Source organism: Pectobacterium aroidearum, assembly GCF_041228105.1.
Lineage (GTDB): Bacteria > Pseudomonadota > Gammaproteobacteria > Enterobacterales > Enterobacteriaceae > Pectobacterium > Pectobacterium aroidearum.
Window position 1 is genome coordinate 4,664,755 of sequence record NZ_CP166097.1, and the last position, 13,703, is coordinate 4,678,457.

The 13,703-nt window shown below is 48.6% G+C and carries 14 protein-coding genes and 1 pseudogene; 5 read left to right on the forward strand and 10 right to left on the reverse strand.

Annotated features, from left to right (window positions below):
• Positions 1–38: 38 nt before the first annotated feature.
• From AB8809_RS20995 to AB8809_RS21025, 7 genes are all read right to left on the reverse strand, one after another.
• Positions 39–1,199: a lipase family protein gene (locus AB8809_RS20995; protein ID WP_349856519.1), complete on the reverse strand. Its 1,161-nt coding sequence runs from the start codon at positions 1,197–1,199 to the stop codon at positions 39–41.
• A 176-nt stretch (positions 1,200–1,375) separates the two neighbouring features.
• Entirely contained in the window at positions 1,376–2,497 is a 1,122-nt protein-coding gene (locus AB8809_RS21000) for a cupin domain-containing protein (protein ID WP_349856520.1), read from the reverse strand.
• A 90-nt stretch (positions 2,498–2,587) separates the two neighbouring features.
• Positions 2,588–3,016, reverse strand: a complete 429-nt coding sequence (locus AB8809_RS21005; protein ID WP_349856521.1) for a GNAT family N-acetyltransferase — start codon at positions 3,014–3,016, stop codon at positions 2,588–2,590.
• A gap of 494 nt (positions 3,017–3,510) precedes the next feature.
• The gene (locus AB8809_RS21010; RefSeq protein WP_205947181.1) at positions 3,511–4,380 is read right to left on the reverse strand and encodes a DNA adenine methylase; all 870 of its coding nucleotides are present in this window, start codon (positions 4,378–4,380) and stop codon (positions 3,511–3,513) included.
• Positions 4,381–4,445: 65 nt separating this feature from the next.
• Entirely contained in the window at positions 4,446–5,867 is a 1,422-nt protein-coding gene (locus tag AB8809_RS21015; protein ID WP_205947182.1) for a ParB N-terminal domain-containing protein, read from the reverse strand.
• A 119-nt stretch (positions 5,868–5,986) separates the two neighbouring features.
• Positions 5,987–6,310 carry a DNA-binding transcriptional regulator gene (locus tag AB8809_RS21020; RefSeq protein WP_205947183.1) on the reverse strand — a complete coding sequence of 108 codons (324 nt, stop codon included), beginning with the start codon at positions 6,308–6,310 and terminating at the stop codon, positions 5,987–5,989.
• Positions 6,294–6,653, reverse strand: coding sequence for a type II toxin-antitoxin system RelE/ParE family toxin (locus AB8809_RS21025; protein WP_039522019.1), 360 nt, complete (start codon positions 6,651–6,653; stop codon positions 6,294–6,296). Before AB8809_RS21025 ends, AB8809_RS21020 begins: the two co-directional genes overlap by 17 nt.
• Positions 6,654–7,652: 999 nt before the next feature.
• Here AB8809_RS21025 and AB8809_RS21030 point away from each other — a divergent pair.
• From AB8809_RS21030 to AB8809_RS21045, 4 genes are read left to right on the forward strand one after another with little or no spacing between them, the layout of a single operon-like run.
• Positions 7,653–8,531 (forward strand): integrase domain-containing protein, encoded by an 879-nt coding sequence (locus AB8809_RS21030; protein ID WP_198481866.1) that lies wholly within the window; start codon positions 7,653–7,655, stop codon positions 8,529–8,531.
• Positions 8,532–8,533: 2 nt separating this feature from the next.
• Positions 8,534–8,734 (forward strand): AlpA family transcriptional regulator, encoded by a 201-nt coding sequence (locus tag AB8809_RS21035; RefSeq protein WP_014698606.1) that lies wholly within the window; start codon positions 8,534–8,536, stop codon positions 8,732–8,734.
• Complete coding sequence (locus tag AB8809_RS21040) at positions 8,731–9,267, forward strand: ash family protein (protein WP_039524320.1); 537 nt, start codon at positions 8,731–8,733, stop codon at positions 9,265–9,267. Before AB8809_RS21035 ends, AB8809_RS21040 begins: the two co-directional genes overlap by 4 nt.
• Entirely contained in the window at positions 9,260–11,296 is a 2,037-nt protein-coding gene (locus AB8809_RS21045) for an AAA family ATPase (protein ID WP_369986726.1), read from the forward strand. The genes AB8809_RS21040 and AB8809_RS21045 overlap by 8 nt, the downstream gene beginning before the upstream one ends.
• 202 nt (positions 11,297–11,498) lie before the next feature.
• Here AB8809_RS21045 and AB8809_RS21050 read toward each other — a convergent pair whose 3' ends face one another.
• Positions 11,499–11,765, reverse strand: a complete 267-nt coding sequence (locus AB8809_RS21050) for a helix-turn-helix transcriptional regulator (RefSeq protein WP_180778923.1) — start codon at positions 11,763–11,765, stop codon at positions 11,499–11,501.
• A 117-nt stretch (positions 11,766–11,882) separates the two neighbouring features.
• Between AB8809_RS21050 and AB8809_RS21055 the strand changes: the two genes are divergently transcribed.
• Positions 11,883–12,146, forward strand: coding sequence for a helix-turn-helix transcriptional regulator (locus AB8809_RS21055; RefSeq protein ID WP_039507757.1), 264 nt, complete (start codon positions 11,883–11,885; stop codon positions 12,144–12,146).
• A 93-nt stretch (positions 12,147–12,239) separates the two neighbouring features.
• Here AB8809_RS21055 and AB8809_RS21060 read toward each other — a convergent pair.
• Positions 12,240–12,374: pseudogene (locus AB8809_RS21060) on the reverse strand (CopG family transcriptional regulator); the annotation flags it as partial.
• Positions 12,375–12,418: 44 nt separating this feature from the next.
• Positions 12,419–13,675, reverse strand: a complete 1,257-nt coding sequence (locus AB8809_RS21065; protein ID WP_285667985.1) for an integrase arm-type DNA-binding domain-containing protein — start codon at positions 13,673–13,675, stop codon at positions 12,419–12,421.
• Positions 13,676–13,703: the final 28 nt, after the last annotated feature.

The window sequence follows — 13,703 nt, forward strand, 5'->3', positions numbered from 1 at the left end:
CCGGCAGGCTCACCGGGACGTTGATGTAAAAGTGTCGCTTAGTGTTTTTTCGCGTCAGCGTGCAGATTTTTCAGTACAAAAGGAACCGAGTCACGCAGTGAAACGTTAACGGTTTCATCATGATTCATCCCCTTATATTCATGCACATCAACGGACGTTCCGGCTTTAGCGACATCACGCGCGAATGCGCGCTGCATGATGGCCGGTACGTCAATATCCTGCGTCCCAGTGCCAATAAATACCGGATGGGCGATTTTCAGGGTGTTATAGCGCAGACTTGCCGTCTGGCTTTCCAGTAATCCCTGTGTTGCAGGCTTCAGGCTATTGCCTGCATTCAGGCCATCATCCATCACTTTTTTCGTTAACGCATCGATACACATTTCACGCGCGGCGGACACATCAGCAGCGGCTTTCGGCGTGAAATAATCATCAACATTCAGCCCTTTTTCTGTATCAGCGGCTGACAGATAGATGTACATCGCATAGGGTATTTTGGGATCGCCGCCCTCTTTCACCCCGCCACCGCCGGCGAAAAGTGCCGCCGCAGAGGTCTTATCATCAAAATAAGGGACGCCGGTCAACACGGTTGAGACAATATGCAGATCCGGCGCATAGTCAGGCTGATACCCCACGCTTGCAAAGGCCGCATGAGCCCCCTGCGACTGCCCCACAATGGTCAACTGATTGCGTAGTGGGAATGCGCCAAGTGCGGCTTTCACACCGTCCAGCACGCTCCACGCTTCCCCTCGCGCATTGAGATAGTGATGCAACCCTGGGGATCCGAGCCCCGCATAGTCCGGGGCCACGACGGCAAACCCCAGCGACAGCCACGTATTCAGATACTGTGCATCACGCGCGGAACGTGGATTAAGAGAAGGCGCACAGCTTGTCTGCACACCGACCGTCCCATGTGCCCACACGACGACGGGCCAACCCCCTTTTGGCGCTTCGCCTTTCGGGATAAACACAGCACCGGTGTCTTCCCGTGGGCTTTTACCATCCACGCCGCTCAACGAACGGTATCGAATCAGATACTGTTCTGCCGCTTCCTGTAGGCCATTTTTCGCATCCAGCGTCGTTTTTTCAATCAAAGAACCGGGCGTGTCCGCCTCTGCAGAAGAACGCAGAGGCAACATACCGACCGATATCACAAAAAATAACGTCAATACGCTTCGCTGTATCTGAGGTGAATGGAACATGACATCTCTCCAGGGTGGGTTGATTTCACATCACCCTAAAAGATAGCCCACTTACTCATTGCCAATTAATTCAATCAATAACTAATTGCTAGCAATAGCAAACCATTCATAAGCTAAGACACGGCTCCAAGCCAACCCTGCAACGATGCACTCAGAAGCCGCCAGTGGGAAGAATATTATTCGTCGAAGAACCAGTATCCCTGATTAACCAGCCCGGTTAACTCAGCCACAAACGCCGGATTTTCCAGCGCGTCACCCAGCTCTTTTTTACCGAGAACGGTATAGCGACATAACGCATCAGCCGCTTTCGGTTCGACCGTATCCAGCCGTTCACTGTTAATGAAGTAGCTACCACCCACTTCCAGCACCCGCAGCCCGCTCAGACGCGTCAACACGTCACCGTCCATCAGCGCCCCCACAATCTCCTCCTGCTCGTAAGGTGGCTCCGCTGGAGCGATATCCAGCTCATGGCGCGGCGTCGTCACAAAGCGACCGAACCACTGTTTCAGCGCTTCCGGCTGATTGATCACCTCGATCATCATCTCGCGCAGGCGGTCAAACTCATAGTCTTCAACCCGCCCCGGATGCTCCCGACAGGTCAAATCCGGGTCGCTATAATGCTCACCACCGAGATCGTTCTCCAGCACGTAGTCAGCGAAGCTGCTGATTAAGTCTCTGCCGTTTGGCCCACGGAACCCCACGGAGTAGTTGAGTGCGGTTTCGTGAGTAAAGCCGTCGTGCGGGAAACCTGGCGGAATATAGAGAATGTCACCCGGTTCAAGATCTTCATCAATAATCGGCGGGAAAGGATCGACATGCAGCAACGCAGGGTGCGGGCAGAACTGGCGCATCGGCAACTTGTCACCCACGCGCCAGCGGCGGCTACCCATTCCCTGAATGATAAAGACATCGTACTGATCGATATGCGGGCCAACGCCGCCGCCCGGAACGGAAAAGGAGATCATCAGATCGTCCAAACGCCAGTCCGGCAACACACGGAACGGACGCACGAGTTCAGCAGACGGCGCATGCCAGTGATTCACCGCCTGAGCCAGCAGCGACCAACCGGTTTCACCCAGATTATCAAAATGCTCAAACGGCCCATTGCTAGCTTGCCACTGGCCATTTTTATGGCTGACCAGACGGCTGTCGACTTCCGCCTCCATCGCCAGACCCGCCAGCTCATCCGGCGTAATTGGGTCAACAAAATTCGGGAAAGCGTTCTTCAATACAACAGGTTGTTTTTGCCAGTATTTTTCTAAGAATTCGGGCCAGTTAAGGTTAAGTTGATAAGCCATGCGTTGACACCAGTGAGAAGAGAAACGGGCCTGATTATAAAGAAGGTGATGCCAGCGCAACTTTGTCATTGGTCAATGGGCGGATAACTATCATGCAGACTGTATATTTTGCTTTATGAGATAGTGCCTAAACATGCCTTCTTCAGGAAAATCGGGTAAAGACATGTGCAGTTGATAACCTTGCTTTTCATAGAAAGGAAGTGCCTGAAAAATAAAGGTATCCACAAGCGCATGACGACACCCAAGACGCATCGCCTCCTGTTCCGCTTCCTTCACCAACGCGCTGCCGAGTTTCAGACCTCTGGATTCTTCACTCACCCACAAATAATCAATACACAACCATAAGCCTTTACGTGTAGCGATCAGCCCGCCCGTCATCACTCCGACGCTATTGCGGTGAAAAATACCCAATTGCCCAAAAGAGGCTGGATTAATAAACCGATGATTGTAACTTCGCAGGCCCGCAAAAAGTGCTTCCCGATCGTTATCGGTAATGTCGTGCGTCACGATTAATTCCACTAGATCCTCCTCGGTTTCTGTTTATTAAAAATGCATGACTTGTATGAATAACGCGTAGACGAAATCTGGTTTCAGCATAAATACAATCCGCCTTTCGGTACACGCTCTTTACATGGTGATTGTGCTTCTTTGTGGTTAAGAAAGGCTGGATAGTTTAGGGGGGTTAAGGGAAAAGAGGCTAAGGAAGAAGGTATAGCTGTCTGAATTTTTGACATAAAAAAAGCCACCCTGAGGTGACTTGATTTTCATACGATGGTCGAAGGCCGGACTCGCAACTAAATTTAATACATTGATTAATAGCCACTTAAAATAAACAAATGGATTTAATGACCACCATATTGACCCCTTTTATACAATAAGGGTTTTAAAACCATACTAATGATAGAAATAATAAATGAGCTATTTTTCCACATAAAATACTTGAATAACACTGCCATTTAATTATTTAATATTGTCTATAAAATAAAAACCATTTAGCTATAATTAAAAAATCACTAAGATAACTTGATAATTTTATCACCTATGAGGTTCTCAGGGATATTGATATCATTGCAAACAATTAACAACTCAGTACCGATACGCTTCTTTGCGGCACTATAATTCAAATAGAATTCATACATATTATTTATTTTATAAATTTCTTTTATTTTTAATGCATTATCATAAGTTAATATCCAAGGAACTCTAATAGATGAGATAACTTTAGATAAAGCGGCATGATCATTTTCATTGTAAAAATTCGTATATAAACTAGCCCCCTTCTCAAAATATGGAGGATCTATATACATGAAAAAATCATTTCCGCTGCGATCATCTATTTTTTTTATAAAATCTACTGCATCCTCATTATAAATTTTTATAGAATCTTTATGTTTTTTTATTTTTACTATTTTTTTTATTAAATCATCTTTATTAAATCTACAGTTCAGCTTGTAATCACCTTCTTGTTTTAGCCCGCCAATTACACCAGCTTTTAAAATAATTCCAGATCTATTCGTCCTATTGAGGAAAAATGATGAGAATCCTAAATCTAGTACATTAGCGCTATTCTTATTATTTTGAATATTTCTTTGTTTATACCATTCATCAATAGTTATCTCGGTATTTTCTATTCTATCTATAAACGCTTCTGTATCATTAAGAATAGAATGCCAGATAGCCCAAATTGAACGATCTAGATCATTCAAATGAATCTCTTCAGCAAACCCACCAAAAAGAAGAGCTAGCGCAAGCCCACCACCGCCAGCATATGGCTCGGCATATTTACATTTATTTAGTGAATTATTCTGGATTATATTTGAAACCATCGGATAGATGGCTGTTTTACCTCCAGGGTAGCGAAGAGGGGAATAAGTTACTGGCATAGCTCACCTAAAAATAACATGTACTTTTTGTATTATACAATATTATTCGTAATAAAAACCACTATTTATATATTCTTTGGCTTAGATTGATGTTCAACACAAATTGTAACTAATGGTTTTGCAATTAACCAAACTGATTTTAGCATATCCCTATCTGGTAGGGTATATTCACCATGCGCATAACGATTCAATGAGTCTAAAGAATTCCAGTTAGCACTATCTTTAGATATAAATCTTGTTAAGTCGGCCAGATAAGCCTTATTAGTAAACCATACATCTCTCTTCACGAGAGCATTAATGTTATCAGAAAGATTTTTAACTCTTCCATTACCGTTCAGACACTGATCTTTTTTCCCATGAATTTCAAAAATTCTTACTACTGATATTTCAACAATTGAACGTAACAATAAAGCAGCCGAATTTTTATACGTATCAATAAGCATGCCTTGTGCTTCTTGAATCAATATATCTAACTTATCGCTTCCAGTAATATAATTCACTCCCTTGGGAATTAAGGTTTCCTTAGGTTTTCTTCGAGGTTTACTAATCTCAACATCATCCGATGAGACCTTCGTATTACTATTATCTGGAGTAAAATCCACACTTCCATCATGTATTCCTACAGGTATCTTCTCCATCTCGCTTTCAATATAAGAATCTATTTGCTTACTTGTATTTAACTTACGAGAATCAATTTTCTTTGTAACAATATCAATTACAAACTGTCTCAGCAATGCGTTGAAATACGATTTAGAAGTATCTGTTCTTAATCTATTTTCTTCGATTCTAAAACCTGTTTTTTCTTTAAATATTTTTGAATTAACCAACCTAGATATAGTACTAATATTAAATTTTGACATTAACGCTTTATCTTCAATATCAGTAGGTAACTCTAGCTCTGTAAAATATCTCTCTAAAAGGTACTCTTGGACCGAATCTTGTATTTCTATAACTTTAACATTAAATCTTTCTGCAATATCCTGAATTGACTCACCACTGTCAATACCAATACTAGCAATAAATTTATTTTTTTGCTGTCTACTCCACTGAAGCTTTCCTTCTGCATGTAATTCAAAAAGAACATTTTCAACGGCTCTTCTTGATGGAGCAACAAATACATCTATTTTTTCTATCAAATCGGAGCCTAGACGATTTTTATATAATTCGATTTTTCGTCGTTTAGCTGGTGAAGGAACTAATTCTGGATCAATCAAACATTTCAGCGCAGATACTCGGCGGTTTCCTTCTACCACTACGTAGTTTTCACCCTCTTTAACTACATATATAGGATCGTGTGATATAAACCCCTTTTCTACAATTTTATGTGCAAGCCTTTCAATTCGTTCATTTTGGAATAAATAATTTAGTATATCTTTTGTTGTTCTAATTGTAATGTAACTTGGAATTCTTGGATTTTCTTTGTCAAGTCGTAAATTTGATACAGATAACGACAATCGTGGCCAAGAACTATAATCTATTCTACTCATAAAACTCCCTATTTTGTTTATAATTAGCAAGATCAGTATAATTCATTTTTGACACCAATATGATACTACCAAAGCTGTATATAGCTTAAAAGCCAGCATGGCAGGATAATTAAAAAACATCAAACCAATACCTTCAACCCATGTTTCTGCACCACGGTAAGCAATTTCAGCGACAACCCACTAGGGCGTTTTACGCCGCTTTCCCATTTCTGCACCGTTGAAACACTAGTGTTCAGGTAGCTTGCGAAAACAGGCTGGCTAACTTTCAGCTTTTCACGCAACGCTTTGATCTCAATAGGCTGAAGATCGTCCACGCTGTTGAGGCACGCTTTGTCAAAGTTACGCATGGTTTCCTGTGGAATAGCGTCGACGCTGAATAATCCAGAAGCCGCGCTATGGATAGCCTCAAATGCAGGACTCTTAAATTTACTTTTTGCGGTCATGACTAATCTCCACCAGTTCTTTACTCTTAATCAGTGCCGTAATCTTTTCATCGGCAAGGGTTGCGTAGTGCTTCGCCAACTCGCGGAATCCGGCCAGTTCACGATTATCGATATTCGCCATATCCTGCTTGGCATACAGGAACGTGTAAAACCAGTGCTGTCCACCTTTCGCCAGTATGATGGCGCGATCGCGATTCTGGTTCAGCCGCTTCTTATAAACGCCGCCGCCGAGATCGTCGGCTTTCCCTTGCATCACTGCCTCAATAGCCTCACATAACTCACTATCCTTGATGGCGTGGGATTTAGCCGCTTTAGTGAACCATTTGGTTTTGAATACACGCATCAGGTCGACATCCTGTAACCTTAACTATAGCACTTGGTGCTAGATTACTCGCTTTTCAGGCAGAGTCAAAGCGCTTGAAGTCTGCAAACCTTTGTCGTATTTTTGACCGTGAAACCCTGCTGTCGATGACAGCCACCAATGTTTCCAGTATCGGGATGATATGAGTGACCTGTGAGAAGCGCCTTCGGGTGGTCACACTGCCAAAGTCATAAGGAATGGAGCGTGGTCTGAGACTGACGCCTTCGGGCGACCACACGATACCCTTCTGTAACCTGAAAAGAAGGGAGCGCGATTAAAAGCGTGGTAAATCTGCTTAACTTCTGAAAGCAGATGTCGTCAGAGCCGCTATGAGCATGACGATGAAGCTCACTTTTACTTCAAGCCCAACATTGCTTTGGGCTTCACTATACCCAGCCAGAGAGCGGCTTCCATACCTTAGGAGACTGGCCGTAGCTGCAACGTTTATCGTTGTGGTGATTTCACTTCATAGGCGGCTTAAACAGCGCTTATCCTCGTAAGTTCGCGTTATCACGCGACTTCGATTTTACTCGTCTCAATGATTTGCGTCTGCGCGTGTGAACGTGCTGGCTGCGCGTTGCTATGCCGTCAGGCATCTGCTACGCGACTGCCGGCAACGTCTGCACCGGCGTCACTTTTTCCGTGTCAACGGATGAAAGTGACGCCGCAGCCGAAGCCCCCATCAGCCCCTGAGACATGCACCTCACCCACAGCGTCATGAATCTGACACACCCGTTTGTGCCGGACTGATCGCTTTTTTTACAGGAGATTGAACCGATACCGAGGCAGGCCTAACCGCCTGAGAGGAAATCCTGCAACCGCAGGCGGTCGCACCGAGTGCGTCACCGACACCTCCCAAGACCTCAACTGCTGTCCGCTCTGGCGCACAGGTATCGTTCAAGGCAGGTCAATTGCGATTGTTTCTGCCCTTTCCCATGCGCCAGAGAAAAGCATCCAGTTGAATTATGAGAGGTAAGTTGCATGAGTAAATTAAGTCGTGAAATGACCACGCTGGCGAAACAGGCTGGCGGGAGCTACAAGACGGTTCATGATCGTATCCGCATCATGGACAGGCTGTGTCGTCACCTGCTGGCGCTGAATATTCAGGTGCGTGACGTTAAGTATCTCAAAGCCAGACATATCGAAAGTTATGTCGCCGAACGCCTGTCACAGCAGATTACCCTTCGTACCCTGCACAACGAAATGGCAGCGCTGCGCACGGTGTTTAAGCAGGGAGGACGGGAAAAGCTCGCCGCGTCCGACCGCCTGACCAATAACGCGCTGGGGCTGAGTGGGGCAAGCCGTGCCGGGACAAAGTTCGCCATTCCGGACGAACGTTATCAGGCCGTTCTGCTTGCAGCGCAACAGCGTGATAAAGGGTTGGCCTGCGCACTTCAGCTTGCCCGATTGCTGGGGCTGCGTTCTCAGGAAGCGGTGCAATGCGCCAGTTCATTGAAGACATGGGAAAAGCAGCTTGAGCGCCATCAACAGACGCTGACCGTGGTATTTGGCACGAAAGGCGGCAGGCCACGCGAAACCCGGATTATCGATCGCGAAGCGATTCAACGGGCAGTAAAAGAAGCGCTAAAGGTGGCCGAAGCGCGTAATGGCAGATTGATCGATAAACCCGACCTGAAAACCGCCATGAACTTCTGGCGCACGCAGACCACCCGCTTAGGGCTGACCGGCCACTATTCCCCACACAGCCTGCGCTACGCATGGGCGCAGGATGCCATGCGTTATTACCTGTCACAGGGCTTTTCCCGCAGTGAAGCCAGAGCATTAACCTCTATGGATCTCGGCCACGGTGATGGTCGGGGGCGCTATGTCGAGCGGGTTTACACCCGGAAGGAGGATTGATCATGACGGATATCACGTTGATTCGCTTATCGGGTGTGATGAAAAAAACCGGTCTCAGGAAATCATGGATTTACCTGCTGATGAAGCAGGGGGAATTCCCTCAGACGGTCAAAATCGGCGCTCGCTCGGTAGCGTGGGTGGAAAGTGAGGTGAATGACTGGATCGCGGCACGTATCAGCCAGCGCGGGGAGGTTAAACCATGATGCATTGTTATTTTTTTCTGGCGGGCAATTTACGATATACTGCTGATGCTGCGGCAAAATCCGTAGCCGGAATTGGCGTTCCGACATTTACCACGTTGCCTAAAAGACACGGATTTATTACGTGTCTTTTATTAGGCGATGCCTGCGCATACCTGTCAATGGTGGCTCAGGCGGGGGCTCCGCAAGGAGCGCCGGGCTACGTGGTAACCGGTTACGCCAACCCCGTCTGGGCTACCACCATCGAGGTTGGCGTCTCAGGTGGTAGTGATACCCTGCTTACCACGGAGGCTGCCTTATGGCTACGATCCTTCCCTTTCTCTACCCGCAATCTTTCTTTTTTTCTGCGGGGGTACATCATGTATGACCCCACTCCCCTGACGTTAGAAGAACTCGTCGATCACTGTCGGGCGCTGGCCTACGCCATCATTGAACTCGACAACGCACTCGCGAAAGAGCTGCTGATCTTTATCCTGTGGGAACGTCTGAACCAGTTGAATGACGCACTGCAAGCGGAGGTGGCTGACGATGAGTAAGTTCGTTTCAGACATTACCGCACAGTCGCGCCACCGCTGGCGTGCCATTCTGTCCGCACTGGCTATTCCGGTGCCTTCTGGCGGTAAACATGGCGCTTGTCCTGCCTGCGGTGGCAAAGATCGCTTCCGCTTTGACGACAAAGAAGGACGGGGAACGTGGTTTTGCAATCAGTGCGGTCATGGCGATGGCCTTGATCTGGTCGCACGGGTGAAAAACTGCGACCTGTCAGACGCCGCAAAACAGGTGGCCGCGCTGACGATCCCCGCCTCAACCGCGCCAGCCAGGGAAAAAGCTGCTGAGCGCCCGCCGCTGGCCGATAAAATCAAGCAGATGCTGACCCATTCAAGGAACGGCGAGAGCGCCTACCTGAAAGCAAAAGGATTCTCTATCGTCCATGCCCGCCTGACTGCACAGCAAAAAATGCGCATCGGCGGCGTGCTGTTTGATGAGGGAAGCCTGCTGCTGAAATTGCATCGCGTTTCCGGTGAACTGATCGGCGCACAGTTGATCAACAACGACGGAGAAAAACGCCTGCTGCCGGGCTCACAGTTGAAAGGCGCTTTCATCGCCGTGCATTACCCGAAAGAGCCGGACACCATCGTGATCACTGAAGGATACGCCACCGGCCTGACCATCAGCCAGATCACCACGGCGGCAGTGGTTGCGGCAGTGTCGGCCAATAACCTAATGAATGTTGCACAAGCCCTGCGTGGCTGGTATCCCAATGCCACTATCATTCTGGCAGGCGATCATGACCTGCATGCCGATGGCTCAACCAATATCGGTAAAGAGCAGGCGGAAAAAGCCGCGCTCGCGGTGGACGGATGGGTGTCGTTACCGCCCACCACAACGCTCTGTGACTGGGATGATTACCGCCAGCAATATGGGCTTGAGGCCACTAAATCTGCCTTCAATAAACAACGCTATCAGCCTGACACGATGTATACGCCTTTAGTGCGCACCGATTCTGCTACACCGGCCTTCAACACCGCATTACCCCTGCGCAAAGGCTCTGACGGTTTTGATACGCGGCAGGACTACCTGATTAAAGGCTATCTGCCGAGTTCCTCCGTTGCCAGCGCTTACGGTGCCAGCGGCTCGTATAAATCTTTTCTGGCGGTATCGTGGGGATGCCACATCGCCACTGGCAAGCCGTGGGCAGGCAAGCCGGTGACACAAGGGGCGGTGATTTATGTCGTCGGCGAAGGCGGGATCGGCGTTCCCCGCCGTATCCGGGCATGGGAGCAGACGCTTAACGGCGGTAGCCCGATTGATGCGCTGTATCGTGTCGATTGCCCGATTTTTCCGGCCAGCCCGGAGAGCGTGCAGCAGGTGATACGTGCCGCCCGCGATGTGAAAGTCGCCTCCGGTATGCCGGTTCGCCTGATTATTCTGGATACGCTCGCCCGCTGTTTTGGCGGTTCGGATGAGAATGCGGCTAAAGACATGGGCGCATTCATTCAGGGATGTGACGCGATTAAGGCGGCGACACAGGCCACGGTGCTGATTATCCATCATTCAGGTAAAGATCAGGACAAAGGAGCACGCGGCTCCAGCGCCTTCCGTGCCGCGCTGGACGTAGAATTTAACGTCAGGCGTGAAGGTGAAGGTGGCGCGTTGATCCTCAGTTGCACCAAGATGAAGGATGCGGAAGAACCGCCGCGTCGCGCCTATGACCTGAATGCCGTGGATCTGTACGTGGATGATGATGGCGATCAGATCACCTCACTGGTGCTGAACGATGAAGGCCGTGAAGTCAGGGAGGATGAGGCTGCCAGCGATCCCGATTTAGCCGGTATCCCACGGCTGACGGAAAATCATTTTGCTCTGTGGCAGGCTATTCGCTCTCGCACGGCCAACGGCGAAGGCTGCACCCGTTCATTGGTGCGTGACGACATGCGGGCAATGGGCTTTGATGTGAACAAGAAGTTCACCCGCTGGCTGGACAAGCTGGAAAAAGATGGCCTGATCGCCTTTGAGGGGGAACGGATTACGCCGTTATCGCAACGGAATAAGGTGGGGGATTAAACGGGGGAAAGTGGGGGCGAACGGATAGTGAGCCTCTCTATCCGGCATTTTCCCCCACTTCCCACGCATATATAGGCGCGAAGTGGGGGAATAACTTAACTTGATAATAAATAAACATTTTTAACAGAGTGATAAAAATCAGGTGGGGGAAGCCGTGATCCCTGAGTAAGTGGGGGAAAGGTGGGGGATGCCTGCTAATCGCTTACTCTGCCTTACCCCTTTTTCTTCTTGCCTTTCGATCTCGCAATACCCCTGACTCATCAAAATAACGGCTTGGCCAAATTTCCGCAGGATGCACATTCAACGCCGTAGCCACAAGCCATTCTCCTTTCGGCCACGGGCGGGAAAACACATTGGCGAGCGTTGAGGAACTTAGCCCTGCCGAACGTGATAGTGCCGACAATGTAGTCCCTTTTTTTCGTAATGCCGCAATAACATCTGCCTGATGCCAGTCGTTATGTGGTGTCATCACCTTCCCCATTGATATTTCAAGTAAACAGACAAACTAAATACTAAGTATTACTTAGTATATTTTCAAGACGCACAGATGAGAATCGCGGCAAGTCAGTCAGAGATCGGGATTCTCATGCTACCTCATCGTTTAAAAGCCGCACGCTTAAAGGCTGGCCTGTCACAGGAACGCTTAGGTATTCTTGCAGGAATTGATGAAGCGACGGCCAGCGCTCGCATGAATCAATATGAGCGCGGTATTCACACGCCGGATTTTGAGCTGGCCTGCCGCTTAGCATCGGTGCTGCACGTCCCGGCTTGCTATTTCTATACGGTAGAAGACGATCTGGCAGAAATGATACTTGGGTATTATGAACAGCAGGAAAAATCATCTACATAAGAAAAATGAGCGCCAGCCCCTCCCAAAAAAGGGGCTGGCGCGGAGCTTAATGCATGGGCTTTAGATACAGGATACGCCCCGTATTTCTATCGATTATGCTTGCTTCAGTCTGGCGATAAACATCTGCATATCAAAGTGATTAACAACACGCCCTGCATCAACATCGGCAAGTCCTTGTAAGACCCTCTGATGACGCTGTTCTGCCTCTTCAATCAGAGAAGTGAGCGCTACCGCTGGTTTTTTCGTTTTTTTCATCGCTAACCCCTAATGAATCAAGTATTTTTAAACTCATACGGCACCACATACTCTTTCCGGTTCGCATCCAGATAATCTGCCCACCATTGCAGCATTAGCCTGCGCTCATCCAGATGCTCCGCTTTGTGGATGTAGGCAGCACGAACGCCGTTGCGTTCCTGATGACTCATCTGGCGTTCTACCGCATCCCGCGACCATTGGCCGGATTCGACCAGTGCGCTACAGGCCATGGTGCGAAAGCCGTGTCCGCAAATCTCTGTAGTAGTGTCATAGCCCATGGTTCGTAATGCGTTGTTAACGGTGTTTTCACTCATCGGTTTGGTTGGTCGATGATCGCCGGGGAAAATCAGTTCATGAGCGCCGCTGATGGCCTTAATCTCTTCCAGCAGCGCTAAAGCTTGTCGGGATAACGGCACCAGATGTTCAGAGCGCATCTTTGCGCCGCGCTGCGAATGCTTCACGCCGGGAATGGCTTCACGTTCAGCCGGTATCGTCCACATGGCACGTTTAAAATCGATTTCCGGCCAGCGGGCGAAACGTAGCTCACTGGAGCGGATAAAAACGCACAGCGTGAGTTTTAACGCCAGCCTGGTTAACGCCCGCCCTTTGTGGCGTTCTATCCTTGCCAGAAAATCCGGCAGTTTATTCAGCTTCAGGGCTGGCCGATGGGTAGCTTTTGGCGCGGCTATCGCGCCGGAGAGGTCTTGCGCGGGGTTGCGCTCTATCAGATCGTTCTGCACCGCATAGCGCATGATATCGGTGACACGCTGGCGCAGCCGTGACGCCAAATCAAGATGACCGTTCTGTTCGACGACTTTCAGCGGCTCCAGCAGGTCTTTAGTTTTCAGGTCGGCAATATGGCGATGCCCGATAGCAGGCAGTAAATTTCGTTCCATATCGCGCCATACCCGTCCGGCGTGTGTTTCTGACCACCGGTTTTGGCTAATGTTTCGGTGCCAGTCCTGCGCGACCTTCGCAAAAGTATTCAACGCCTCTTGCGCCTGCTCTTTTTCTTCTTCCCGCTTTTCCGTTGGGTGGATGCCCTCCAACAGCAGCAATCGCACCTCGTCACGCTTCTCTCTGGCCTTTGCCAGCGAGACTAGCGGATAGGCACCGAACGCAATCCGGCTCTCCTTACCTTCAAAGCGATATTTGAGATACCAGCGCTTAGAGCCGTTCGGACTCACTAAAAGATACAGGCCGTGCGCGTCCGCGAGCTTATAGGCTTTCTCGCGGGGCTTGGCGGTACGGGCAACAACGTCGGTCAGCGCCATAATTTGGGGGTCAACTCATAATCGAAGT